At 54.3% G+C, this 22,082-nt stretch carries 23 protein-coding genes and 1 pseudogene; 15 read left to right on the top strand and 9 right to left on the bottom strand.

Going from position 1 to position 22,082, the window contains the following annotated elements:
- Positions 1 to 19: 19 nt before the first annotated feature.
- On the bottom strand, positions 20 to 2,065 hold the full coding sequence (gene dcp / locus IAE50_RS03085; protein ID WP_200579519.1) for a peptidyl-dipeptidase Dcp: 2,046 nt from the start codon (positions 2,063 to 2,065) through the stop codon (positions 20 to 22).
- A gap of 185 nt (positions 2,066 to 2,250) precedes the next feature.
- Between dcp and ydfG the strand changes: the two genes are divergently transcribed.
- The 3 genes from ydfG to ydfZ all read left to right on the top strand — a co-directional run bounded on the left by ydfG (position 2,251) and on the right by ydfZ (position 4,145).
- The gene (ydfG, locus tag IAE50_RS03080) at positions 2,251 to 3,000 is read left to right on the top strand and encodes a bifunctional NADP-dependent 3-hydroxy acid dehydrogenase/3-hydroxypropionate dehydrogenase YdfG (RefSeq protein WP_023481428.1); all 750 of its coding nucleotides are present in this window, start codon (positions 2,251 to 2,253) and stop codon (positions 2,998 to 3,000) included.
- A gap of 90 nt (positions 3,001 to 3,090) precedes the next feature.
- Positions 3,091 to 3,777, top strand: a complete 687-nt coding sequence (locus tag IAE50_RS03075; RefSeq protein WP_200133066.1) for a GntR family transcriptional regulator — start codon at positions 3,091 to 3,093, stop codon at positions 3,775 to 3,777.
- Positions 3,778 to 3,941: 164 nt separating this feature from the next.
- Positions 3,942 to 4,145: a putative selenium delivery protein YdfZ gene (ydfZ, locus tag IAE50_RS03070; protein WP_042715647.1), complete on the top strand. Its 204-nt coding sequence runs from the start codon at positions 3,942 to 3,944 to the stop codon at positions 4,143 to 4,145.
- A 52-nt stretch (positions 4,146 to 4,197) separates the two neighbouring features.
- Here the strand turns inward: ydfZ and IAE50_RS03065 are convergent, their stop codons facing one another.
- Positions 4,198 to 5,661, bottom strand: a complete 1,464-nt coding sequence (locus tag IAE50_RS03065; RefSeq protein ID WP_200133067.1) for a mannitol dehydrogenase family protein — start codon at positions 5,659 to 5,661, stop codon at positions 4,198 to 4,200.
- Positions 5,662 to 5,886: 225 nt separating this feature from the next.
- The gene (locus IAE50_RS03060; RefSeq protein ID WP_042715656.1) at positions 5,887 to 6,213 is read right to left on the bottom strand and encodes a YnfA family protein; all 327 of its coding nucleotides are present in this window, start codon (positions 6,211 to 6,213) and stop codon (positions 5,887 to 5,889) included.
- A gap of 134 nt (positions 6,214 to 6,347) precedes the next feature.
- On the opposite strand from IAE50_RS03060, the gene IAE50_RS03055 reads away from it, so the two are divergent.
- Together IAE50_RS03055 and speG are read left to right on the top strand one after the other, a co-directional pair.
- Positions 6,348 to 6,686, top strand: a complete 339-nt coding sequence (locus IAE50_RS03055) for a DUF1283 family protein (protein WP_023481288.1) — start codon at positions 6,348 to 6,350, stop codon at positions 6,684 to 6,686.
- Between the two features lie 48 nt (positions 6,687 to 6,734).
- A complete protein-coding gene (gene speG, locus IAE50_RS03050; RefSeq protein ID WP_023481559.1) occupies positions 6,735 to 7,295 on the top strand; it encodes a spermidine N1-acetyltransferase in 561 nt (186 codons plus the stop codon).
- Positions 7,296 to 7,371: 76 nt separating this feature from the next.
- On the opposite strand, the gene IAE50_RS03045 is transcribed toward speG, so the two are convergent.
- Both IAE50_RS03045 and IAE50_RS03040 read right to left on the bottom strand, forming a co-directional pair.
- Positions 7,372 to 7,830 (bottom strand): lysozyme inhibitor LprI family protein, encoded by a 459-nt coding sequence (locus tag IAE50_RS03045; RefSeq protein ID WP_200133068.1) that lies wholly within the window; start codon positions 7,828 to 7,830, stop codon positions 7,372 to 7,374.
- On the bottom strand, positions 7,827 to 8,750 hold the full coding sequence (locus tag IAE50_RS03040) for a peptidoglycan-binding protein (RefSeq protein ID WP_200579518.1): 924 nt from the start codon (positions 8,748 to 8,750) through the stop codon (positions 7,827 to 7,829). The genes IAE50_RS03045 and IAE50_RS03040 overlap by 4 nt, the downstream gene beginning before the upstream one ends.
- Positions 8,751 to 8,978: 228 nt before the next feature.
- Between IAE50_RS03040 and IAE50_RS03035 the strand changes: the two are divergent.
- Positions 8,979 to 9,107, top strand: a pseudogene (locus IAE50_RS03035) (spermidine acetyltransferase); the annotation flags it as partial.
- Between the two features lie 19 nt (positions 9,108 to 9,126).
- Here the strand turns inward: IAE50_RS03035 and IAE50_RS03030 are convergent.
- Complete coding sequence (locus tag IAE50_RS03030; protein ID WP_200133070.1) at positions 9,127 to 9,837, bottom strand: YnfC family lipoprotein; 711 nt, start codon at positions 9,835 to 9,837, stop codon at positions 9,127 to 9,129.
- 191 nt (positions 9,838 to 10,028) lie between these two features.
- Here IAE50_RS03030 and IAE50_RS03025 point away from each other — a divergent pair, with 191 nt between their 5' ends.
- The 5 genes from IAE50_RS03025 to dmsD all read left to right on the top strand — a co-directional run bounded on the left by IAE50_RS03025 (position 10,029) and on the right by dmsD (position 15,062).
- Complete coding sequence (locus IAE50_RS03025; RefSeq protein WP_023481755.1) at positions 10,029 to 10,310, top strand: DUF1161 domain-containing protein; 282 nt, start codon at positions 10,029 to 10,031, stop codon at positions 10,308 to 10,310.
- Between the two features lie 151 nt (positions 10,311 to 10,461).
- Positions 10,462 to 12,900 (top strand): selenate/tellurate reductase subunit YnfE, encoded by a 2,439-nt coding sequence (gene ynfE / locus IAE50_RS03020; protein WP_200579517.1) that lies wholly within the window; start codon positions 10,462 to 10,464, stop codon positions 12,898 to 12,900.
- Between the two features lie 10 nt (positions 12,901 to 12,910).
- A complete protein-coding gene (locus IAE50_RS03015; protein WP_200579516.1) occupies positions 12,911 to 13,528 on the top strand; it encodes a DMSO/selenate family reductase complex B subunit in 618 nt (205 codons plus the stop codon).
- A gap of 1 nt (position 13,529) precedes the next feature.
- Complete coding sequence (locus IAE50_RS03010) at positions 13,530 to 14,387, top strand: DmsC/YnfH family molybdoenzyme membrane anchor subunit (RefSeq protein WP_200133075.1); 858 nt, start codon at positions 13,530 to 13,532, stop codon at positions 14,385 to 14,387.
- A 63-nt stretch (positions 14,388 to 14,450) separates the two neighbouring features.
- Positions 14,451 to 15,062, top strand: coding sequence for a Tat proofreading chaperone DmsD (gene dmsD, locus IAE50_RS03005; RefSeq protein WP_200579515.1), 612 nt, complete (start codon positions 14,451 to 14,453; stop codon positions 15,060 to 15,062).
- Between the two features lie 57 nt (positions 15,063 to 15,119).
- Here the strand turns inward: dmsD and IAE50_RS03000 are convergent, their stop codons facing one another.
- Positions 15,120 to 16,139 (bottom strand): ADP-ribosyltransferase, encoded by a 1,020-nt coding sequence (locus IAE50_RS03000; RefSeq protein WP_200133077.1) that lies wholly within the window; start codon positions 16,137 to 16,139, stop codon positions 15,120 to 15,122.
- A 426-nt stretch (positions 16,140 to 16,565) separates the two neighbouring features.
- Between IAE50_RS03000 and osmY the strand changes: the two genes are divergently transcribed.
- Genes osmY through osmV form a run of 4 tightly spaced genes read left to right on the top strand, consistent with a single transcriptional unit; the run spans position 16,566 to position 20,004 of the window.
- Positions 16,566 to 17,276 (top strand): osmoprotectant ABC transporter permease OsmY, encoded by a 711-nt coding sequence (osmY, locus tag IAE50_RS02995; protein WP_042715180.1) that lies wholly within the window; start codon positions 16,566 to 16,568, stop codon positions 17,274 to 17,276.
- 20 nt (positions 17,277 to 17,296) lie between these two features.
- Positions 17,297 to 18,199 carry an osmoprotectant ABC transporter substrate-binding protein OsmX gene (osmX, locus tag IAE50_RS02990; RefSeq protein ID WP_200579514.1) on the top strand — a complete coding sequence of 301 codons (903 nt, stop codon included), beginning with the start codon at positions 17,297 to 17,299 and terminating at the stop codon, positions 18,197 to 18,199.
- Positions 18,200 to 18,208: 9 nt separating this feature from the next.
- Positions 18,209 to 18,856, top strand: coding sequence for an osmoprotectant ABC transporter permease OsmW (gene osmW, locus IAE50_RS02985; RefSeq protein ID WP_042715175.1), 648 nt, complete (start codon positions 18,209 to 18,211; stop codon positions 18,854 to 18,856).
- Positions 18,856 to 20,004, top strand: a complete 1,149-nt coding sequence (gene osmV / locus IAE50_RS02980) for an osmoprotectant ABC transporter ATP-binding protein OsmV (RefSeq protein WP_023481673.1) — start codon at positions 18,856 to 18,858, stop codon at positions 20,002 to 20,004. Before osmW ends, osmV begins: the two co-directional genes overlap by 1 nt.
- 54 nt (positions 20,005 to 20,058) lie before the next feature.
- Here osmV and IAE50_RS02975 read toward each other — a convergent pair whose 3' ends face one another.
- A complete protein-coding gene (locus IAE50_RS02975; protein ID WP_200579513.1) occupies positions 20,059 to 21,021 on the bottom strand; it encodes a hypothetical protein in 963 nt (320 codons plus the stop codon).
- A 60-nt stretch (positions 21,022 to 21,081) separates the two neighbouring features.
- Positions 21,082 to 22,002: a hypothetical protein gene (locus tag IAE50_RS02970; protein WP_200579512.1), complete on the bottom strand. Its 921-nt coding sequence runs from the start codon at positions 22,000 to 22,002 to the stop codon at positions 21,082 to 21,084.
- Positions 22,003 to 22,082: the final 80 nt, after the last annotated feature.

Genomic DNA, 22,082 nt, shown 5'->3' with positions numbered 1-22,082 from the left:
TTTTCCATCCCACAAAGGCTTATTCGCTCAGGCCCCGATTTTTCAGCATCGGCTCGATCTGCGGATCGTGTCCGCGCCACTGGCGGTAGAGTTCAGCTAAATCCGTGCTGTTGCCGCGCGACAGAATGGCGTCACGGAATTTCTGCCCGTTTTCACGGCTTAACCCGCCCTGCTCAACGAACCACTGATAGCCGTCATCGGCGAGCATTTGCGTCCATAAATAGGCGTAATACCCCGCGGCATAACCGCCGCCGAAGATATGGGAAAAATAGCTGCTGCGATAGCGCGGTGGTACGGCGGCCAGGTCGAGCTTCTCTTTGGCAATGGCCTGCGCTTCGAAGCTTGCCACATCGTTGACATCCGCATTCGCCGCCAGCCCATGCCAGTTCATATCCAGCAACGCCGCGCTCAGCAGTTCGGTCATGTCATAGCCTTTATTAAACTGCGTAGCGCGCAGCATCTTGTCGCGCAGGGCATCCGGCATCGGCTCGCCACTTTGGTAGTGGCGGGCGTAGTGGGCAAACACCTGCGGCTGGCTGGCCCAGTGCTCGTTGATCTGCGACGGGAACTCAACAAAATCGCGCGGCGTGTTGGTGCCGGAGAGGCTGGCGTAGCGCTGGCTGGCAAATAGCCCGTGCAGCGTATGGCCAAACTCGTGGAAAGTCGTAATCACCTCATCCCAGGAGAGCAGCGCAGGCTGGCCATTGACCGGTTTCTGGTAGTTGCAGACGTTGTAGATAACCGGCTGCGTGCCGTTAAGCGTGGACTGCTCGATAAAGTTACCCATCCAGGCGCCGCCGCTTTTCGAGTCGTGGGCAAAGAAGTCACCATAGAAGAGCGCCAGCCCGCGATCGTCGGCGTCAAAAATCTCCCATACACGAACATCCGGATGGTAAACGGGGATATCAAACCGCTCCTGAAAGCGGATGCCGAACAGCTGGCTTGCCGCCCAGAATACCCCCTCCGTTAATACCGTGTTCAACGCGAAGTAGGGTTTAATCTGCGTCTCGTCGAGATCGTACTTCGCCATACGGACCTGTTCTGCGTAAAAAGCCCAGTCCCAGGCCTGAGCGGTGAACCCGCCCTGCTGGTTATCAATAACCTGCTGAATATCTGCCAGCTCACGCTCAGCACGCGCACGGGCAGCCGGTGCGATGTTGCGCATAAACTCCAGCGCCGCCTGGGGCGTACCGGCCATCTGATCGGCGATCTTCCAGCTGGCGAAATCATCAAAGCCGAGCAGATGTGCCTGCTCGGCACGCAGGCTGGCAAGGCGCAGCACCAGCGCACGCGTATCGTTAGCATCATTGCGCTCGGTACGCAGCCAGCTGGCTTTGAACAGGTTCTCTCGCGTCTGACGATCGCGCAGTACGGCCAGCGCCGGTTGCTGAGTGGTGTTAAGCAGCGTTAACAGCCAGCGGTTTTCCAGCCCTTTAGCCCTCGCCGCTTCGGCGGCATGCTCAATCTCTTCAGCACTCATGCCATCGAGCTGGCGTACATCATCCACCACCAGGCCGCCCGCTTTATCCGCGGCCAGCAGGCGCTGGTTAAACTGGCTAATCAGGGACGCCGCTTCGGTATTAAGCGCTTTCAGCGTCGCTTTATCCTGCTCATCCAGCATCGCGCCCGCCAGCACAAAACGCTGATAGGTCACTTCTACCAGACGCGCCGATTCAGCGTCGAGGTTAGCAGTATCAAGGCTTTTCCATACCGCTTCAACGCGGTCAAAAAGCTGCGCATCAAGATAAATGTCGTTCGCCAGCCCCGCTAACTCCGTGGAGAAGGCTTCATCCAGTTGCTGGAGGAAATCATTGGTATCCGCCGAGGTCATGGCAAAAAAGACGCTGGTCACATAAGTGAGCAAAGCACCGCTCTGCTCCAGCGCCAGGATGGTGTTGTCGAAGTCCGCAGGCTTGCTGTTTTGCGCGATTGCCGCGATCTCGTCGCGTTTTTGCCGCATCCCTTCATCAAAGGCCGGGCGATAGTGCTCCTGCTCAATAAGATCGAAAGGTGGCGCCTGATATGGCAGCGGGCTGGCAGTAAAAAAGGGATTAGAGACCGACATAGTTTGCTCCTGAATGCGGTAAGTCTCCTCAGAGTAGGCATCCACCGCGCGCGGCGCAATCCTTTCTCATCCCTGCACAAGCCACCATTTTTTGCCACACTCTTTAACAGTCAAAACTTGTATTGCCGCCTCTGTGCGGTGCATGCTATGTCACGACATCACAAAAATCGTTGAGGAACAATGACATGATTATTCTTGTTACCGGGGCAACCGCAGGGTTCGGCGAGAGCATTACCCGCCGTTTTATTCAAAATGGTCACCACGTGATCGCCACCGGCCGCCGCCAGGAGCGTTTGCAGGAGCTGAAAGAGGAGCTGGGCGAGAATCTCTACACCGCGCAGCTGGATGTGCGTAACCGCGCGGCGATCGACGAGTTTATTGCTGCCCTGCCCGCGCAGTGGCGCGAGATTGACGTACTGGTCAATAACGCCGGGCTGGCGCTGGGCATGGAGCCTGCCCACAAAGCCAATGTGGATGACTGGGAAACGATGATCGACACCAACAATAAAGGGCTGGTCTATATGACCCGCGCCGTGCTGCCAGGCATGGTCGAGCGCAATCGCGGTCATATTATCAACCTTGGCTCAACGGCCGGTAGCTGGCCTTACGCGGGCGGCAACGTCTATGGCGCGAGCAAAGCTTTTGTGCGCCAGTTCAGCCTCAACCTGCGCACCGATCTGAGCGGTACCGCAGTGCGTGTCACCAATATCGAGCCGGGTCTGGTTGGCGGCACCGAGTTCTCCAACGTGCGCTTTAAAGGCGATGACGATAAAGCGACGAAAACCTACGAAAACACCACCGCGCTGAGCGCAGAAGATGTGACCGAAGCGGTGTGGTGGGTGGCGACACTGCCGAAGCATGTCAATATCAACACACTTGAGATGATGCCGGTCAGCCAGAGTTATGCCGGTCTGAGCGTGCACCGCCAGAGCTGACGCTTCCCGCCCGGCCTGCGGGCCGGGTATGGGATGTGCGCAGAAACAATGGTATGGTAGCCGGGTTAACCCTTTAAAAAGTAAGAGCGAATGGCCGCCGAAACGCAACTCAATCCTACGCAACCCGTTAATCAACAGATCTATACCATCCTGCGACGGGATATTGTCCACTGCCTGATCCCACCGGGCACGCCGCTTTCTGAAAAAGAGGTGTCGGTGCGTTTTGACGTCTCCCGCCAGCCGGTGCGTGAAGCTTTTATCAAGCTCGCGGAAAACGGCTTGATTCAGATCCGCCCCCAGCGTGGAAGCTACGTTAACAAAATCTCCCTCACCCACGTGCGTAACGGTTGTTTTGTCCGCCAGGCGATAGAGTGCGCCGTGGCCCGCCGCGCCGCGCAGATGATAGATGACAGCGCCTGTTATCAGCTTGAGCAGAATCTCCACCAGCAGCGGATCGCCATTGAGCGTAAGCAACTGAATGATTTCTTTGAACTGGATGATGATTTTCACCACAAGCTGGCGCTGATCGCAGACTGCCAGCTGGCGTGGGATACGATTGAAAACATCAAGGCAACTATCGATCGTGTGCGCTATATGAGCCTCGATCATGTTTCGCCGCCGGAGATGCTGCTGCGCCAGCACCAGGCGATTTTCGACGCGCTGGAAAAACGCGACGCCGATGCGGTTGAGCATGCGATGACGTTGCATTTGCAGGAGATCAGCGAGTCGGTTAAAACCATTCGCCAGGAAAATCGCGACTGGTTCAGCGAAGAGTAATCCCCCTCTTTTTCCCTTATCAGGTCACCTTTTTTGCCAGAAAAAAGTGTGACCTTGATCAAAAGCAAAAACTCATCATCTCAGTGGCGTATTTATAGGGCGTCCGTTTTGGGGCCATCTTCTGCCCCGGTTCGCTTTATGGATATTATCAAGGAGAAACCATCATGATGACTTATGACCGTAACCGTAACCCTATCACCACCGGCTCACGCGTGATGATTAACGGCACAGGCCGTATCGGCAAAATCGTCGCTATTCACGCCGAGGGGTTAAGCGCTGAAAAAGTGCGGCGTAACAAAACGGTGGAAGTGGAAGGGTGTGAAGGCAAATTCGAGCCGGTAGAGCTGATCCGCCTCGGCCTGCACTGATCGGCAAAACATGATGAAGATGAGTGCCGCCGCTGCGGCACTCGTCGCTTAGTTACAGCCCGGCAGCAAATTGCGCGACCGTCGCTTTTGCCCCTTTCGCCAGCAGCATCTGATACGCCTTTTGCACCTGCGCGACAAACGCTATCTCTTTCGGCAATTCACGGCCAAAGATCGCCTCAATGCCCAGCAACGCCTCTACGCGCGCTTCCCCTTCTGCACTGCTGTTGACTGCCTGCTGAATCACAGCCAGCAGCGGATCGCATACATCAATCGCCTGCCCCTGCTCGTCAACGCCGCCAACGTAGCGCATCCAGCCCGCGACGCCTAACGCCAGCAGTGAGAAATTGCTGCCCTGCGCCAGATGCCAGCGCACAGAATCGAGCATACGCTGCGGCAGTTTCTGACTGCCGTCCATGGCGATCTGCCAGGTACGATGGCGCAGCGCGGTGTTGCTGTAACGCGCGATCAGCAGATCGGCGTAGTGTGCCAGATCGACACCTTCAACTTTCAGCGTCGGCGCCTGTTCGCGCAGCATAAGCGCATGTGCTGCACGGCGGTAGTTTTCATCTTCCATGCATTCGTTGATGTGCTGATAACCCGCCAGATAGCCGAGATAAGCGAGGAAGGAGTGGCTGCCGTTCAGCATACGCAGCTTCATCTCTTCAAAGGGCACCACATCGCTCACCAGCTCTGCGCCAGCTTTCTCCCAGGCCGGGCGGCCTGCGACGAAATTATCTTCAATAACCCACTGGCGGAACGGTTCACAGGCGACGCCCGCCGGATCGCGCACACCGGTAAGCTGTTCGATCTTCTCAAGGGTGTCCGCCGTCACGGCCGGGACGATACGATCGACCATCGTGGAGGGGAAAGTGACGTTCTCTTCAATCCAGCGCGCCAGCGCGGCGTCCACCGTGCGGGCATAGGCGCAGACAACGTTGCGCGTCACGTGGCCATTTTCTGGCATGTTGTCGCAGGACATCACGCTGAACGGCGGTAAACCTGCGGCTTTGCGACGCGAAAGCGCTTCGACAATCACGCCGGCGGCGGATTGTGGCTGATGCGGGTTTTGCAGATCGGCTGCGATCAACGGGTGATCGAGCATCAGCTCCCCAGTCGCCGGTGAGTGGCAGTAACCTTTCTCGGTGATGGTCAGCGAAACAATGGCGACCTGCGGCTCACACATAGCATCCAGCACCGTTTCCAGCCCGTCCACCTGCGCATGCAGCGCACGTGTCGCCACGCCAACCACGCGCGCGGTCCACGCATCGGCGGACATCTCCGCCACGGTGTAGAGATTATCCTGCTGTTTCAGATCGGCAATCTGCTGCTCGCCGCCGATAAGATTAACTTCGCAGTAACCCCAGTCGCTGCCGTGCTCTGCGGCGAGGATATCGGTATAGACCGACTGATGCGCGCGGTGGAATGCGCCAAAACCAAGATGCACGATGCGCGCAACCAGCTTGCTGCGATCGTACTGAGGTAGCGTAGCTTTCGCCGTTAACAGCCTGTTTTCCATGGTGAGACTCGTCTTATTAAATGAAACAGTGGTTCACTAGATTAAGGCGTCGCCAAAACCCGACTATGATTTGCGACAGGATTTGCTGACTACACCAACTAGAATGGTAACCAAATGTGTCATAGATCTGCTCATCATGATGTGAAGAAAGAAAAGGTTGTGCAGAAAGATAAGAGGCTCCACTCCCCAGCCAGGTCAATGGGGAGGGAAATCACCACGCAGTTGTTAGCTTCGCGACCATCCCGCAACGATGATCAACATGCCGCACAGCGCAACCCCTGCGCCCAGCCAGTCATAAACGGTTAGCTTTACCCCTTCGACCACCCGCAGCCAGAGAAGCGCGGTACAGACGTAAACCCCGCCGTAAGCGGCATAGACACGCCCGCTGGCAACCGGATGGAGCGTCAGCAGCCAGACAAAAAGCGCCAGTACGATGGCGGCAGGAATCAGCAGCAGTGGTGAGCCGTCGCGTTTTAGCCACAGCCAGGGCAAGAAACAGCCTACAATTTCACACAGAGCGGTGACAAAAAAGAGCAGCGTAATTTTCAGCATAGTCAGGTCGTTTATTGAAAATAGGTTGAACCATCTTACCTGATAATGCTCTTACAGTCGGTTTCGCCCCGGTATGCTGGCAGGCGGAGATCGCTTAGAATAGAGACGTTTTTCCTCACTTAAGGACCATTGCCATGACTTCTACACTTAGCAAACGCCTGTGCCTGACCGCAATGCTGACGCTGGGTGCCATTGTGTACACCACTTCCGCACTGGCTGAAACCAACCGTCTGGTGATCGAATCGGGCGACAATGCGCAGTCCCGTCAATCCGCCGCGATGGAAAAAGAGCAGTGGAACGACACTCGTAGCCTGCGCCATAAAGTCAATAAACGCGTCGAGAAAGAGTGGGACAAAGATGATGTCGCCTTCGATGCGCGCGACAACTGCCAGAAAAGCAGCAACCTGAATGCGTACTGGGAACCTAATACCCTGCGCTGCCTGGATCGCCGCACCGGGCGTGAAGTTCGTTAATCTCGTCGGGCGCGCGGCGCCCGCCTTCATCTCAGAGAAAGGATTTTTATGAGTGACGACTACCCCGTTCGTCTTCGCCCGCTTGAGCGCGAAGACCTTCGTTTTGTTCATCAGCTCGACAACAACGCCAGCGTAATGCGCTACTGGTTTGAAGAGCCCTATGAAGCCTTCGTTGAACTCTCCGATCTTTACGACAAACATATCCACGATCAGAGCGAGCGCCGTTTCGTCGTCGAGTGTAATGGCACCAACGCCGGTCTGGTGGAACTGGTTGAAATTAACCATGTGCACCGCCGCGCAGAGTTTCAAATCATTATCTCGCCGGAATTCCAGGGCAAAGGGCTGGCGTCTAAAGCCGCCAAGCTGGCGATGGATTATGGTTTTACGGTATTAAACCTCTATAAGCTCTATCTCATCGTTGATAAAGAGAATGAGAAAGCGATTCACATCTACCGCAAGCTGGGTTTTCAGGTGGAGGGGGAATTAATTCATGAGTTCTTTATTAATGGCGAATACCGCAACACCATCCGCATGTGTATTTTTCAGCAGCACTATCTGCAAGAGCATAAAACCAGCGGCAGCACGCTGTTAAAACCCACCGCACAATAAGCGCGGTGAGCAGGCAGCATCAATAATACTCGATGGTGTTTTTGATGCTGTATTTATGCGTCACGCGATTGCTCCGTTATTCTTCATCTGCATGAAGCATTTTTATCTCTTCAGCGTGCCTTCGATTAAGGTTGATCTGGCATTGGTAAATAGAAGGCCAGTAGTCATAGGCATCTTCACCAATTTGCGAACCCACGCCCAGGCAAAAATCATTACGATAACTTTTCCATGACTGTTGGGATTCCAGAAAGTGCTTACTAAAAACATCACCAATAGTCAGTTCTGCATTATTGCTTTTGTAGACCGGTCCCGTGTTATTTTTCTTTATCTGCTTTACTGTTTTTTCAATTAGCAGATCAAGACTCTTATTACTTTTATCATTCAACTCGTGCAGACACGTAGCGGCTTGACCACGATCTTGCTGATTACGCCAACAACTGTCTATTTCTGGCCCTTCAGAAATATCATGGTTATCAGCACTGAAAACAGCTGGTGATGCCATCATGATAAGGAAAAAAAATGCCATTTTTTTCATTGTAAATACCTTATTCTGTGTCTTGAGGACTCATAACGCATCAGCGCCGCATTACCTCTTATGAAACTTATCAGGGAAACCCTACCTTCAATGGCTGCATCTATTAGACTTGCTGGATGTCTTATACCCTGGAAAAATATATCAACAACCACATCTCTAATGCGCAGTTCTAATTGCTCCCAAGAAGGTGCATGAGGATAATCTTTTGCCCTTTTAACATAAAAATGCTTTGCATAATTCTTTTTCTCTAAATAGGACGCTTTAAATAATTCGATTTGCTGAAAATAACTGATTTCCCCGAATATTTTCCATGTGGTATCGACAAATAACTTGGCTTGTCTTCCACTTAGATAAGCAGCATTTGAAGCGAGGACAGCGCGGTATTCTTCAATACCCAGGCGACGAAGCGTTGTAAAAATCTCTCCAGCGGTTCGCAGTTTCATGTCATAACCGCGTCCTATCGTTACACCTGAAACATCTCCAGGCCAATGCAATATCCTTGAGAAATAATCCGGATTTTTAGGAGCTTTCTTTGGTGCATAATCAGGAAAAATATAATCGTTCCCTTCTGCATCAAACGTTACTTGTCCCTCAGGCACAGTTAATTGTACTGGACCAATTTTTTTTCGCCACGGTTGCAATACAACATTACTGATAGCTTCCTGAAGCCAGACATCACCCGGATGTATCATCCCTGTCGGCTTCATAGAAAGCATATTCTGATACCATCGGATGCCGTCAACGGTATCTATGCCACATTTTCCATCGACGTTAACCCTACGCCCTGTAACCTCTTTATAGCCGGACTCATTGAGCATTGTTTGAAACCACACAACATCATCACAATGATTACTTCCGCTTTCTCCAACCGTATCATGGATCCTCAAAAAATGCGGTTTGAAGTATTGCTTATTACTCATATCCTCCTCCCTGTTTTGGACTATCTAGAGTATCAGCTACAGCCATCAACCAACTTAATCTATCTTTTTCATTTAACAGTCAATTTTAAAAAAAGCAGGAACTTTTCTGATGACAGCCCCTGTTGACCATCAATAGTTATTAACCGTAATCATAGGGAAGTAACATACTTTTCTGCCATTCACCATAGCTGAGGCTTTTAAATGCGCCATCCCCTTCTTTTAGAGGTAGAACGTATAGATGAGTTCTTTATTAATGGCGAATACCGCAACACCATCCGTATGTGTATTTTTCAGCAGCACTATCTGCAGGAACATAAAACCAGCGGCAGCACGCTGTTAAAACCCACCGCGCAATAAGCGCGGTGAGCGGACAGCATCAATAATACTCGATGGTGTTTTTGATGCTGTATTTATGCGTCACCTGCGGCGTTACGCTCTCATCAACAATCTCGAGGCTACAACTCAGCGGATTATCATGTTTGTCGTAGTCGCAGGTCTGCTGCACTTTACTCAGCGGCTTATCATTGAGCGTACTTACCGCGGCATAATCGAGCTTTTTGCGCTTATCTTTCGCCGGCGTGGAGGCGACATCGAGATGCACATCTTTTGAAGTGGTTGATTTGCCCAGCGGGTAGCCTTCGTCATCATAGCGATACTTCACTTCCATATCTTTGCCTGATGCACGCACCACAAAGCCGTTATCGTCGGTGTCCCAGGTGACACCCGCCGACGGGAACTCTGCCAGCTGGCATTTCCCCTGCAGCCGCAGACGCTTCTCCTGCGTTTCGGCTTCGATATAGTAGTTGGCATCCAGCACCAGCGATACGCCGCTATTGTTCTCCAGATCGTGAAGTTCGAGCGTATCGAAACAGCCCTCTTTCGACAGCGTTCCGCTGACGCGCTTCGTCACTTCACCCTTATCGTTAAGCAGGGTCTGACTAAAGTTTTTTACCGCACCGCGCAGAGGATCAAAATCGAATTCATTCGAAAAACTTGCCATCTCCGGCGTGAATGCCACCGGGCCTTTTTCCTCATCACATCCGGCCAAAACCAGGGCCAGAGAGATAAGTAATAACTGTTTTTTCAAAGGTTCCACCACAGTTTTCTTTAGAATGGCGCTTATATTAGCAAAACATTTAGCCGATAGCGTAATGAGTTAGCGACTTCCTTATCGGGTATCTGCGGAATTTCACATACAGCTAAGATGATTCAGAGATTTACCTTTTGTCGAAAAGAGAAGTGCTAAGCTTAAAGCGCACAATAAATAAGGAGACAAGCATGCACTATTCACGTTGGCTGTGCGCAGCACTGCTGGTAGGTTCTGTTCCTGCTTTCGCCGCGCCGGATTCATGCGAACGCGTAAAAACGGATATCCAGCAAAAGATTATTAATAATGGCGTCCCGGAGTCCGGGTTCGAATTGACCGTGGTGCCAAACGATCAAGCTGAACAGGCGGGCGGACAGGTAGTTGGTCACTGCGCCAATGATACCTACAAAATTATCTACGCCCGTAATGGCGGCGCGTCATCGCAAAACGAAAACAGTAACAGCAATCAGTAAAATCTAATCCCCCTGATTTTCAGGGGGACTCCCCTCTCTTTGATCGTGCATAACATTCCCCTACTCCTTAATGATTACCATACCTCCATCATTAGCCTGCTTTTAATTTGCGCGGGTAAGTTTTTATTTAAAAATAATAATGGAGTGAGTCATGTCGAAGACGGAATATGCCGGGGGTATCAGCCGACGAACGCTGGTAAAGTCGACCGCCCTCGGATCGTTAGCGCTGGCAGCAAGCAGTTTTTCTCTTCCGTTTGGTATGCGCTCCGCCGCTGCCGCGGTGCAACAGGCGATGCAACCCGCGCCGGATAAAGTGGTCTGGGGAGCCTGCTCGGTCAACTGCGGCAGCCGCTGCGCCCTGCGTCTGCATGTGCGCGATGAGGAGGTCTACTGGGTCGAAACCGATAACACCGGCGAAGATCAGTATGGCAACCATCAGGTGCGCGCCTGCCTGCGCGGCCGCTCTATCCGGCGGCGTATCAATCACCCGGATCGCCTCAACTATCCGATGAAACGCGTCGGCAAACGCGGCGAAGGCAAGTTTCAGCGCATCAGCTGGGACGAAGCCCTCGACACCATCGCCAGCCGCCTGAAAGGGGTGGTGGACAAATATGGCAACGAAGCGGTCTATATCAACTACTCCTCCGGCATCGTCGGCGGCAACATTACCCGCTCATCCCCGTCCGCCTCGCTCGTCGCCCGCCTGATGTCGATGTACGGCGGCTTTCTCAACCAGTATGGCACCTACAGCACGGCGCAAATCGCCTGCGCGATGCCCTACACCTACGGCTCCAACGAAGGAAACAGCACCTCCGATATTGAAAACAGCAAGCTGGTGGTGATGTTCGGCAACAACCCGGCGGAGACCCGCATGAGCGGCGGCGGCATTACCTATTTTCTCGAGCAGGCGCGTGAACGCTCCAATGCGCGAATGGTGGTGATTGACCCGCGCTATACCGATACCGCCGCCGGACGCGAAGATGAGTGGGTGCCGATCCGTCCCGGCACCGACGCCGCGCTGGTCGCCGGTATGGCCTGGGTACTTATCAGCGAAAACCTGGTCGATCAGCCCTTCCTCGATAACTACTGCGTCGGCTACGACGAGAAAACCCTGCCCGCCGGTGCACCGGCAAACGGCCACTACAAAGCCTATATTCTCGGCGAGGGCGATGACGGCGTAGCAAAAACGCCGCAGTGGGCATCGCGCATTACCGGCATTCCGGCAGACAAAATCATCAAGCTCGCCAGAGAGATTGGCAGCACCAAACCGGCCTATATCTGCCAGGGCTGGGGCCCGCAGCGGCAGGCCAACGGCGAGTTGACCGCCCGTGCGATCGCCATGCTGCCGATCCTCACCGGCAATGTCGGCATTAACGGCGGCAACAGCGGCGCGCGGGAGTCAACCTACACCATCACCATCGAGCGGATGCCGATGCCGGAGAACCCGGTAAAAACCGCCATCTCCTGCTTTAGCTGGACCGACGCCATCGCCAGCGGGCCGGAGATGACGGCGACGCGCGACGGCGTGCGCGGCAAAGAGAAGCTCGATGTGCCGATTAAGTTCATCTGGAACTATGCCGGTAACACGCTCGTCAACCAGCACGGCGACATCAACCGCACTCACGATGTGCTGCAGGATGAGAGCAAGTGCGAGACGATCGTGGTGATTGAAAACTTTATGACTTCATCGGCGATGTATGCCGACATCCTGCTGCCGGATCTGATGACCGTTGAGCAGGAGGATATTATCCCCAACGACTACGCCGGTAACATGGGTTATCTCATCTTCCTGCAGCCGGTCACCGCGCCGAAGTTCGAGCGCAAAGGCATCTACTGGATCACCAGCGAGATCGCCCGCCGCCTTGGGCCAGATATCCACCAGCGCTTCACCGAAGGGCGCACGCAGGAGGAGTGGCTGAAATATCTCTACGCCAGAATGGTAGAGAAAGATCCCGCGCTGCCCTCCTACGAGGCGTTGAAAGAGATGGGGATCTACAAGCGCAAGGATCCGAACGGCCACTTCGTTGCCTATAAAAAGTTCCGTGATGACCCGCAGGCCAACCCGCTGAAAACGCCGTCGGGCAAAATTGAGATCTACTCCAGCAAGCTGGCGGAGATCGCAACCCATTGGGAACTGCAAAAGGATGAGGTGATAAGCCCGCTGCCGGTCTATGCCTCCACCTTTGAAGGCTGGGACGATCCGGCACGCGCCACCTTCCCGCTGCAACTCTTCGGCTTTCACTACAAAGCACGCACCCATTCCAGCTACGGCAACATTGATGTGCTGAAAGAGGCCTGCCGCCAGGAGGTGTGGATCAACCCGCTTGATGCCGAACGGCGCGGGATTAAGAACGGCGATCTGGTGCGCGTGTTTAACGACCGTGGCGAAGTGCGGATTGCGGCGAAAGTGACGCCGCGCATTATGCCGGGCGTCAGCGCCATGGGTCAGGGTGCGTGGCACCAGGCGGATATGGCGGGCGATCGCGTCGATCACGGCGGCTGCGTCAATACGCTGACCACGCACCGCCCTTCGCCGCTGGCGAAAGGCAACCCGCAGCACACCAATCTGGTCGACATTCAAAAGGTTTGAGGAGTAGCCGATGAGCACCCAGTATGGATTTTTTATTGATTCTGCCCGCTGCACCGGTTGTAAAACCTGCGAACTGGCCTGTAAAGATTACAAAGATTTAACCCCGGACGTCAGTTTCCGCCGCGTCTATGAGTACGCGGGCGGCAACTGGCAGGAGGATAACGGCGTCTGGCAGCAAAACGTCTTTGCCTACTATCTCTCCCTCTCCTGTAACCATTGTGAGGATCCGGCCTGCACCAAAGTCTGCCCCAGCGGCGCGATGCATAAACGCGAAGATGGCTTTGTGGTGGTCGACGAAGAGGTCTGTATCGGCTGTCGCTACTGCCATATGGCCTGCCCGTACGGCGCGCCGCAATACAATGCGGCGAAAGGGCATATGACCAAGTGCGACGGTTGCCACGAGCGCGTGACAGAGGGCAAAAAGCCGATCTGCGTCGAGTCCTGCCCGCTGCGCGCCCTTGATTTTGGTCCGATTGAGACGCTGCGTAAAAAGCACGGCACGCTGGCGGCGGTCGCGCCCATTCCGGCGGCGCACTTTACCCGGCCAAATATTGTCATCAAACCCAACGCCAACAGCCGCCCGACCGGGGACACAAGCGGCTATCTGGCTAATCCACAGGAGGTATGAAATGGGAAACGGATGGCATGAATGGCCGCTGGTGCTCTTTACGGTGCTCGGTCAGTGCGTGGCGGGCGGTGTGATTGGCACCGGCCTGGTATGGATGGCCAATGAGGGCGATCGCCGCGGTCAGTTGCATATTGTCCGCAGCCAGTTTTTCCTCTGGCTGCTGATGGGCATCGGCTTTGTCGCCTCGATGATGCACCTCGGCTCGCCGCTGCGCGCCTTTAACTCCCTAAACCGTATTGGCGCCTCTGCGTTGAGTAATGAGATTGCCGCTGGATCGCTCTTTTTTGCCATCGGCGGCATCTGGTGGCTGCTGAACTGGCTGGGCAAAATGCCTGCTGGCCTTGGGCGCATCTGGCTGCTGATCAGCATGGTCTCTGGCGTGCTGTTTGTCTGGGCGATGACGCGGGTCTATCAGATTGAAACCGTGCCGACCTGGCATAACGGCTACACCACCGCCAGCTTCTTCCTCACCATGCTGATTGGCGGCCCGCTGCTCGCCGCACTGCTGCTGCGCCTTGTCGGCATACGCTTTCCGGCCTCCCGTTTTGCGGCGATAAGCGCGATCGCGCTGCTGGCAAGCGCAGCGGTGGTGATGATGCAGAGCATGCAGCTTGGCGAAACCCACTCTTCCGTGCAGCAGGCTACAGCGCTGATCCCGGATTACGGCTTACTCCAGGCGCTGCGACTGCTGCTTTTAGCGCTTGGGCTGGGCTGCTGGATCTGCCCGCTGGTGCTGCGCAGGCAGCCGCGCGTCAGTAGCCTGCTGGTTGGGTTTGTGCTGGTGGTTGCCGGGGAACTGATTGGCCGCGGCCTCTTTTACGGGCTGCATATGACCGTTGGCGTCGCCGTTGCCGGGTGATCGATTACGGAGCCGGATAGCGGTGAACGCTTGTCCGGCCTTCGGCACTTTTTGGGAAATACCATGACAGTTGAGAAGCGTGAATCGTTTATTTTCACCGCCCGCGTGCTCGGCGCCCTCTTTTACTATCCGCCGGAGAGCGAACCTGCTGCGCCGCTGGTCAGCGCCTTTACGCACAATGCGTGGATGGCGTCATGGCCGCTGGCGCAAAGCCTGCTGCTCCCGCTGGCTGAACAATTTTCAGCGGATGGCGAAGAGCCGTTAACCGATGCCTGGCAACGGCTGTTTATCGGCCCGTGGGCGCTGCCAGCACCGCCGTGGGGAGCGGTATGGCTGGATAAAGAGTGCGTGCTGTTTGGCGACTCGACGCTGGCCCTGCGCCAGTGGCTGCGCGACAACAATATTGCTTTCGAGATGCAGCAAAACGAGCCGGAGGATCATATCGGCACCCTGCTGATGCTGGCGGCCTGGCTGGCGGAGCAGGGAAAGACGCAGGCCTGCGATGAGCTTCTGGCGTGGCATCTGCTGCCGTGGTCGGGCCGCTTTCTTGCCGTGCTGGAGGAGCAGGCGCAGCACCCTTTCTGGCAGGCGCTCGCCCGGCTGGCACAGCTTACGCTGGCAGAGTGGCGGGCAAACTTGCTGATGCCGATAGCGCAAAAAGCGCTCTTCCGTTAACACCTTTTCCGGCCGCTCAGGCCGGATTTTTTTAAGAAACGCTTCTGAAACAGCTGCTCATCTGGACTTTTGCGGCAGCAGCTCACCATAGATATATTTTTTAATGTAGTGATGCGGTTCCTTGAGGCTCTTAAACACAGGTGACTGCCTGATTTCGCCCGATATATGAAACCGCTTGAAAACGGAACTCATCACATCAGCACTGCCAAACTCATTAACGTCAACCACATCTTTGATTTTGATTTTCACGCCGGGGGCAAACAGTATCTCATCCTCCTGGGGCAACACAGAGGTTGGCGCAATCCAGTGCCCTTCGGCTTCTGGCGGCGCTTCAAGGATCAGAAGATGGGTATTTAAATAGGGTGTGCTGACGCTGGTGCTGGTGTAACTTTTTTGCCCAATGACAGCCCCGACAGTGGCGTATTGCCTCGCCTCTTTTTCGCCAAAGGGATAATCGAAACCAATACCGCGCACAACCACATTGCCGAAACTTTCATTTGAGGGGTGTTTTTTTCTGGATCTATCCAGCACCTGGTTAAAATTTTTCACTCCGCTTTCCAGAGACTCTTTCCCCACAAAGCCGGATTTTAAAAATCCATTTTTTATCAGTGTGTTAACAAGCTTTTCGACTTCATAGTTTTCCATGTTCCTGCTTCTTTCATATTTATTAAGCAGGGTGTAGTTACTTGATGTGTAGACCTTGATGGCCGAAATTTCGCTCTCCGTTAAACCTAGCTCCGCCGAGGAAGGTAGTGCAGGTAATTGCCGACCAAGCTGGCTGTCCGGCAAGGTGAAGATCCGCACTGCTTCATGGTGGCCGCGCGACTCAAAGCTGTTTACGACATCTGAGTTTAATGCCCTATTGGGCGACGTTTTTCTGCCAGGAGCGGCATGCGATGAGGTGATTTTATTCACCACTTCAGCGATTTTTTGTGATTTGTTCTCATTGAACGACGCGGCTGAGTGTTTACCTGAAACCTGATGCAGTGATGAAAGCGGCGATGATTCTGCATAGGATCCCTGACTCCCTTTTCCTGCCCAGGAGCTGAGTGGCTTTTTTGTCGCTGAAGCATACATGCTGTTGCCTCCTCGCAAGGTTTTATGACCATAACCGGGTTGGTTTAAGAATATGTGCTCTATATAAACAGAGCTTATTTTTTAAGAGTTCTCATCAACCTGTTTTTATTCGCCGCTGCGTTAAACCGGCTGTTGCGGTGATTTTGCGCCCTTTCACGCGCCGGAATAGTTTATCCCGGCAATCACATTAGTGACACCGTCACCTCTGCCGCTTCGCTTTTAAGACAATTCTTTAATATTCCGATCGGCCTTTACGCGGTAAGGCTTAGTGTGCAAAAGCCGCCTGCCGCTGGGTTTTAAAAAGCGGCCTCAGAACTGGAAGCATTCCCGCACGCTTGCTATAGCTCAAAGCACCCTGCCGAACATGGCATAACAACATGCAACCTGCCGTTGCCATAACGCATGCAAACAGGGAGAGACACTGCAATGCAGACTTCCATGCTTACCCGCGCACTGCTTTTCATCGCCGGGATTGTCGCCATACTGGCGCTGATTACCTGGGGCGTCGGGCTGGAGACGATAAAAGCCCGCCAGGTGGATTTGATTTACCTCGGGCAACAGCACCTGATTCTGGTGTTCAGCTCAATGTTTTTTGCACTCTTAGTCGGTATTCCCAGCGGTATCGCCCTTAGCCGCCCCGCCGCACGCGGGGTTGCCGAGTATGTGATGCAGATCTTTAACGTCGGCAACACGCTGCCGCCGCTGGCGGTGCTGGCCCTGGCGATGGTGGTGATTGGCATTGGCGATACGCCAGCGATCATCGCGCTGTTCCTTGCCTCACTGCTGCCGATCGTGCGCAACACCTATGCCGGGCTCTGCTCGGTACCCGCCTCGTTAATCGAAGCGGCGAACGGAATTGGCATGACCAAATGGCAGCGTTTACGCCAGGTGGAGCTGCCGAATGCCCTACCGGTGATCCTCTCCGGGGTGCGAATTGCGACGGCAATTAACGTCGGTACTGCGCCGCTGGCGTTTCTGATTGGCGCCAGCAGCTATGGCGAACTGATCTTCCCCGGCATCTACCTCAACGATTTCCCGACGCTGATTTTAGGCGCAGCCGCCACGGCGCTGTTCGCCCTGATCCTCGATACCCTGCTGGCGGCGCTGGGCCGTCTTCTTAGCCCGCACACGGCGTGATAACAATAAGAGGAAGAGTGATGAAACGACTTTTTCATACGCTGGGCTGGCTGGCAGCAACGGCGCTAATTACCGCCAGCGCCCATGCGGCACCGCTGGTTGTGGCGACCAAAAGCTTTACCGAGCAGCATATTTTGTCGGCCCTTACCGTGCAGTATCTGCAGAAAAAAGGCTTCCAGGTGCAGCCGCAGACCAATATCGCAACGGTGATTTCACGCAACGCGATGATCAACAAGCAGGTCGATATGACCTGGGAGTATACCGGCACCTCGCTGATTATTTTTAACCACATCAACAAACGTATGTCGGCACAGGAGACCTACGACACCGTTAAACGCCTCGATGCGAAACACGGCCTGGTGTGGCTTAACCCTGCCAATATGAACAATACCTATGCCTTCGCCATGCAGCGTAAACGCGCCGAGGCTGAGCACATCACCACCATGTCGCAGATGGTGGCGAAGATTGAAGAGATCCGCAAAACCAACCCGAAAAAGAACTGGCTGCTGGGCCTCGACCTGGAGTTCGCCGGGCGCAGCGACGGCATGAAGCCGTTGCAGCAGGCTTATGGCATGGAGCTGGATCGTCCGCAAATCCGCCAGATGGATCCTGGCCTCGTCTATAACGCCATCCGCGATGGTTTCGTCGATGCCGGGCTGGTCTACACCACCGATGGTCGCCTGAAGGGCTTCGACCTGAAAACGCTGGAGGATGATAAAGGCTTCTTCCCGAGCTATGCGGTTACGCCGGTGGTGCGTAAAGACACCCTTGAAGCCAACCCAGGCTTAGAAGAGGCGCTCAATACCCTCTCCGGCCTGCTGAACAACGAGGTGATTATCTCCCTCAACGCGAAAGTCGATATTGATCACCAGACGCCGCAGCAGGTCGCCCGCGACTTCCTGCGCGAGAAAGGGTTGCTGTAAGGAGAGCCTATGGACACGATTCACTACATGATGGACAACGCCGGCTACCTCGCCACCCTCACCTTCCAGCACCTCTGGCTGGTACTGCTGGCGGTGGGTATGGCGATAATTATTGGTGTGCCGCTGGGGGTTTTGATTGTGCGCCACAAATGGCTGGCAACGCCGGTGCTTGGCCTGGCGACGCTGGTGCTGACCATTCCGTCAATTGCCCTGTTTGGCCTGATGATCCCGCTCTTTTCGCTGGTCGGCCAGGGGATTGGCGCGCTACCGGCCATTACCGCGGTGTTTCTCTACTCGCTGCTGCCGATTGTGCGTAACACCCATACCGCTCTCGACAGCCTGCCGCCGGGGCTGCGTGAAGCGGGGCGCGGGATTGGCATGACCTTCTGGCAGCGTTTGCGCTGGGTGGAGATTCCGATGGCGCTGCCAGTGATTTTCGGCGGGATCCGTACCGCCGTGGTGATGAATATTGGCGTAATGGCCATCGCCGCCGTCATTGGCGCGGGCGGGCTGGGGCTGCTGCTGCTGAACGGCATCGGCGGGAGTGATATTCGTATGCTGATTGCCGGCGCGGTGATGATCTGTTTACTGGCCGTTGTGCTCGACTGGTTACTGCACCGCTTACAAATCGTGCTGACGCCGAAGGGGATTCGATAATGATTAAACTGGAAAATCTGACCAAACAATTTACGCAGAAGAACGGCCAGAGTGTGAATGCCGTCGACAATGTCAACCTGATGGTGCCGGAAGGCGAAATGTGCGTGCTGCTCGGCCCCTCTGGCTGCGGCAAAACCACGACGCTGAAGATGATTAACCGCCTGATTACGCCAAGCAGTGGCAAGATCCTGATTAACGGTGAAGACACCAGCGGCATGGATACCGTGACCCTGCGGCGCAATATCGGCTATGTGATCCAGCAGATTGGCCTGTTCCCCAATATGACCATCGAAGAGAACATTACCGTGGTGCCGCGCATGCTGGGCTGGGATAAAGCGCGCTGTAAAAGCCGCGCGGAAGAGCTGATGGAGATGGTGGCGCTTGATGCGAAAAAGTTCCTTCACCGCTACCCGCGCGAGATGTCCGGCGGCCAGCAGCAGCGTATTGGCGTGATCCGCGCGCTGGCGGCCGATCCGCCGGTATTGCTGATGGATGAACCCTTCGGCGCGGTCGACCCGATCAACCGCGAAGTGATCCAGAACCAGTTTCTTGAAATGCAGCGTGCGCTGAAAAAGACGGTGCTGCTGGTCAGCCACGATATCGACGAGGCCTTAAAGCTCGGCGACCGGATAGCGGTGTTCCGCCAGGGACGCATTGTGCAGTGCGCGAGCCCTGATGAGCTGCTGGCAAAACCGGCGAATGAGTTTGTCGGCTCGTTTGTTGGCCAGGACCGGACGCTCAAGCGCCTGCTGCTGGTATCAGCCGGAGACGTGACCGATCAGCAACCGACCATCACCGTGCGGGAATCGACCCCGGCCGCTGAGGCGTTCGCCATTATGGATGATAACGATATGCGTGCCGTAACGGTGGTCGACGGCGCGGGTAAACCGCTCGGCTTCGTCAAACGCCGCGAAGCGCGGCATGATGCCCGCGACTGCGCTGCGCTGCTGCACCCGTTCCGCATTACCGGTAAAGCGGAGGATAACCTGCGCGTGGTGCTTTCGCGGCTCTATGAGAGTAACACCAGCTGGATGCCCATCGTGGATGAAGAGGGTCGCTATAACGGCGAGATTTCGCAGGATTACATCGCCGAGTATTTAAGCTCCGGGAAAACGCGCCGGGCGCTGGCGATCCACAGCGAGAGTTAAGCAAATTTGCCAAATGGCGTTAACCGCAGGCCGGATAAGCCCCGGTTAGCGCCTTCAGGTCACCGATTTCATTTTGCGTGCAAGGTAAGCTTTAATATTCGGCCATTTCCGGTACTCCGTCTTACCGTACAAATCGCTGAAGCCTTCGGCAAACGCCTCTTCCGCCCCGCCGCTGGTGCCGCCCTGCCAGTAGTAGTTCTCGAATGACTCCGGCGTTGTGTTGCCCAGATCTTTTTCCCAGGCAGCAATAAAACTGGCTCGTTTACTTAAATAATCGCCCGCTTCGCCTGTACCTTTTGGCCCCATTAACGCTTTTTCGCCAAAGCTACGATCAATCGCGTGGGCATATTCATGCAGCACTAAGTTAGTCGAGCTGTGGTTCGTTGCTGGCACCCACTCACCGTATTTGTCTTTACTCAATGACACAATAGTTTCGTCAGGATGAATACCCTGCGCCGCCATTTTCCCGATAGCGCCGATACCCGGCACGGACGACCACGTCTGCCCCTGCGCCCAGCCTCTTGGCGTAACGTTTTTCAAACTGCGACGGCCAGCATGGTTGGTAATATTGTCGTTTGTCGCGGTAATAAACTGCCCCAGAGAGATGGCCTTATTAAGCACCGGAAAGGGGATTTTTTGCAGCGCATCTTTCACCTTCGTCACATCCATCGGAATATTGTCCGGCGTCGTGCTGGTATAGATGGAGTGCACAATCTTTTCCCGGGCGACAATAAAATCCGCAATCGCCGCCATATGTTCAGCGGTTATCATCGCCGTACTGTTTAAGGGGACGGTGTCGCCAAGCGCGTACCAGATCTCTTTGTATACCGTACCGCCATGAACGTTGTAGATCGCCTGAAATACTTGCTGGTAGGTCTGGAGAGATTTTGCAAGGCCAGCGCGCCGCGCCTGTTTTGCAATAAGGTTGCGCGCGGTATCTTCCGCTTCGTCTTCAGAAGATGACCCGGTGCCGCCTTGATTTTGCGGCCTGGCTTTCTCTTTTGCATAGGCATACATCAGTTTCTCTCCCGGCGCTTTAATTTACCCGTTCGCCCCGCTGAACAACCGCCAGGATCGTTATCTGTACAGCCTGTAAATATTACCCTTATATTTTTTCACTTCCGCCGCCGACTGCTCAACAAAGCGATAAGTGGCTCCGGTACGACCAATATATTTAAACTTCGTGCCAACGGGGAAAATACTCTCTTTTTCAATGGCATCGCCATATTTAAAATCCTTTGGGTTGCCCGTGATGTCGTATATCACACCAAACTCATCCGAATCTGCAAGTGAGTTATATTTACCCGAGGAGAATTTTTCTGCCGTTTTCTTATCCTGAGTGACCGACATAAGAAAATTGGCGCTGACTAACTCATCAGGCTCAATGGAGTTGAGAACGGGGCGGTGTTTTGTCCCTCTGTAATAGGTATCCATACCGCTGAATTTCGCCTCCTCTGCGGCCTGGTTCATGATGGCTACGGCATTGCTTTTTTCACTTAACGTTTTGATGACGCGCTTTATATCTATCCCGGGCGCAAAAGCCGCAGGATTTGTGCCGACTTCAAACTCTCTTTTGGCTTCTCGCGCCAGTTTTGTCGAGTCAGGAATATCAATATCCTGTCCTTTTGCCTTTCTGATAAGCGAGTTTATAAACAGAGCACCTTTGTTAGTGGCATATAAGTAGAGCGCGCCATCCACAATATCGCTGGAAAATTTGTATCCCGCAGTCGTTGCTGATGACGCACTTTTGGATGAGGCAGCATTTGCGCTACCCTGGCTGTTTGCAGCGGCACCTGAGCGATATTTCGCAACCAGCAGGTGGGGCTGTTTTAATTTGGGATTAAGCTGCTTTATTTTATCGAGGATGGTTTTGAGATCATCCTTAGGGAAATTATTAAACCGGAGTTGTTCGAGGATTTCCTCTTCTGAAGGCGCGGCAGTTTGTGCAGGATATTGAGGCTTGGTTTTCTCTTTTGCATAAGCATACATAAGCTTCATCTCCGGAAGTGATTTTCCGTTAAGCGTAGCTATGGCCTGAGTGTGTGAAGCGCGCTTTCAGAAGTTTCATGGGTAAATGA

This window comes from Kosakonia sp. S42, assembly GCF_016624785.1.
Lineage (GTDB): Bacteria > Pseudomonadota > Gammaproteobacteria > Enterobacterales > Enterobacteriaceae > Kosakonia > Kosakonia cowanii.
The sequence above is the reverse complement of the archived record's forward strand: the minus strand, read 5'-3'. Positions and strand labels throughout refer to the sequence as shown.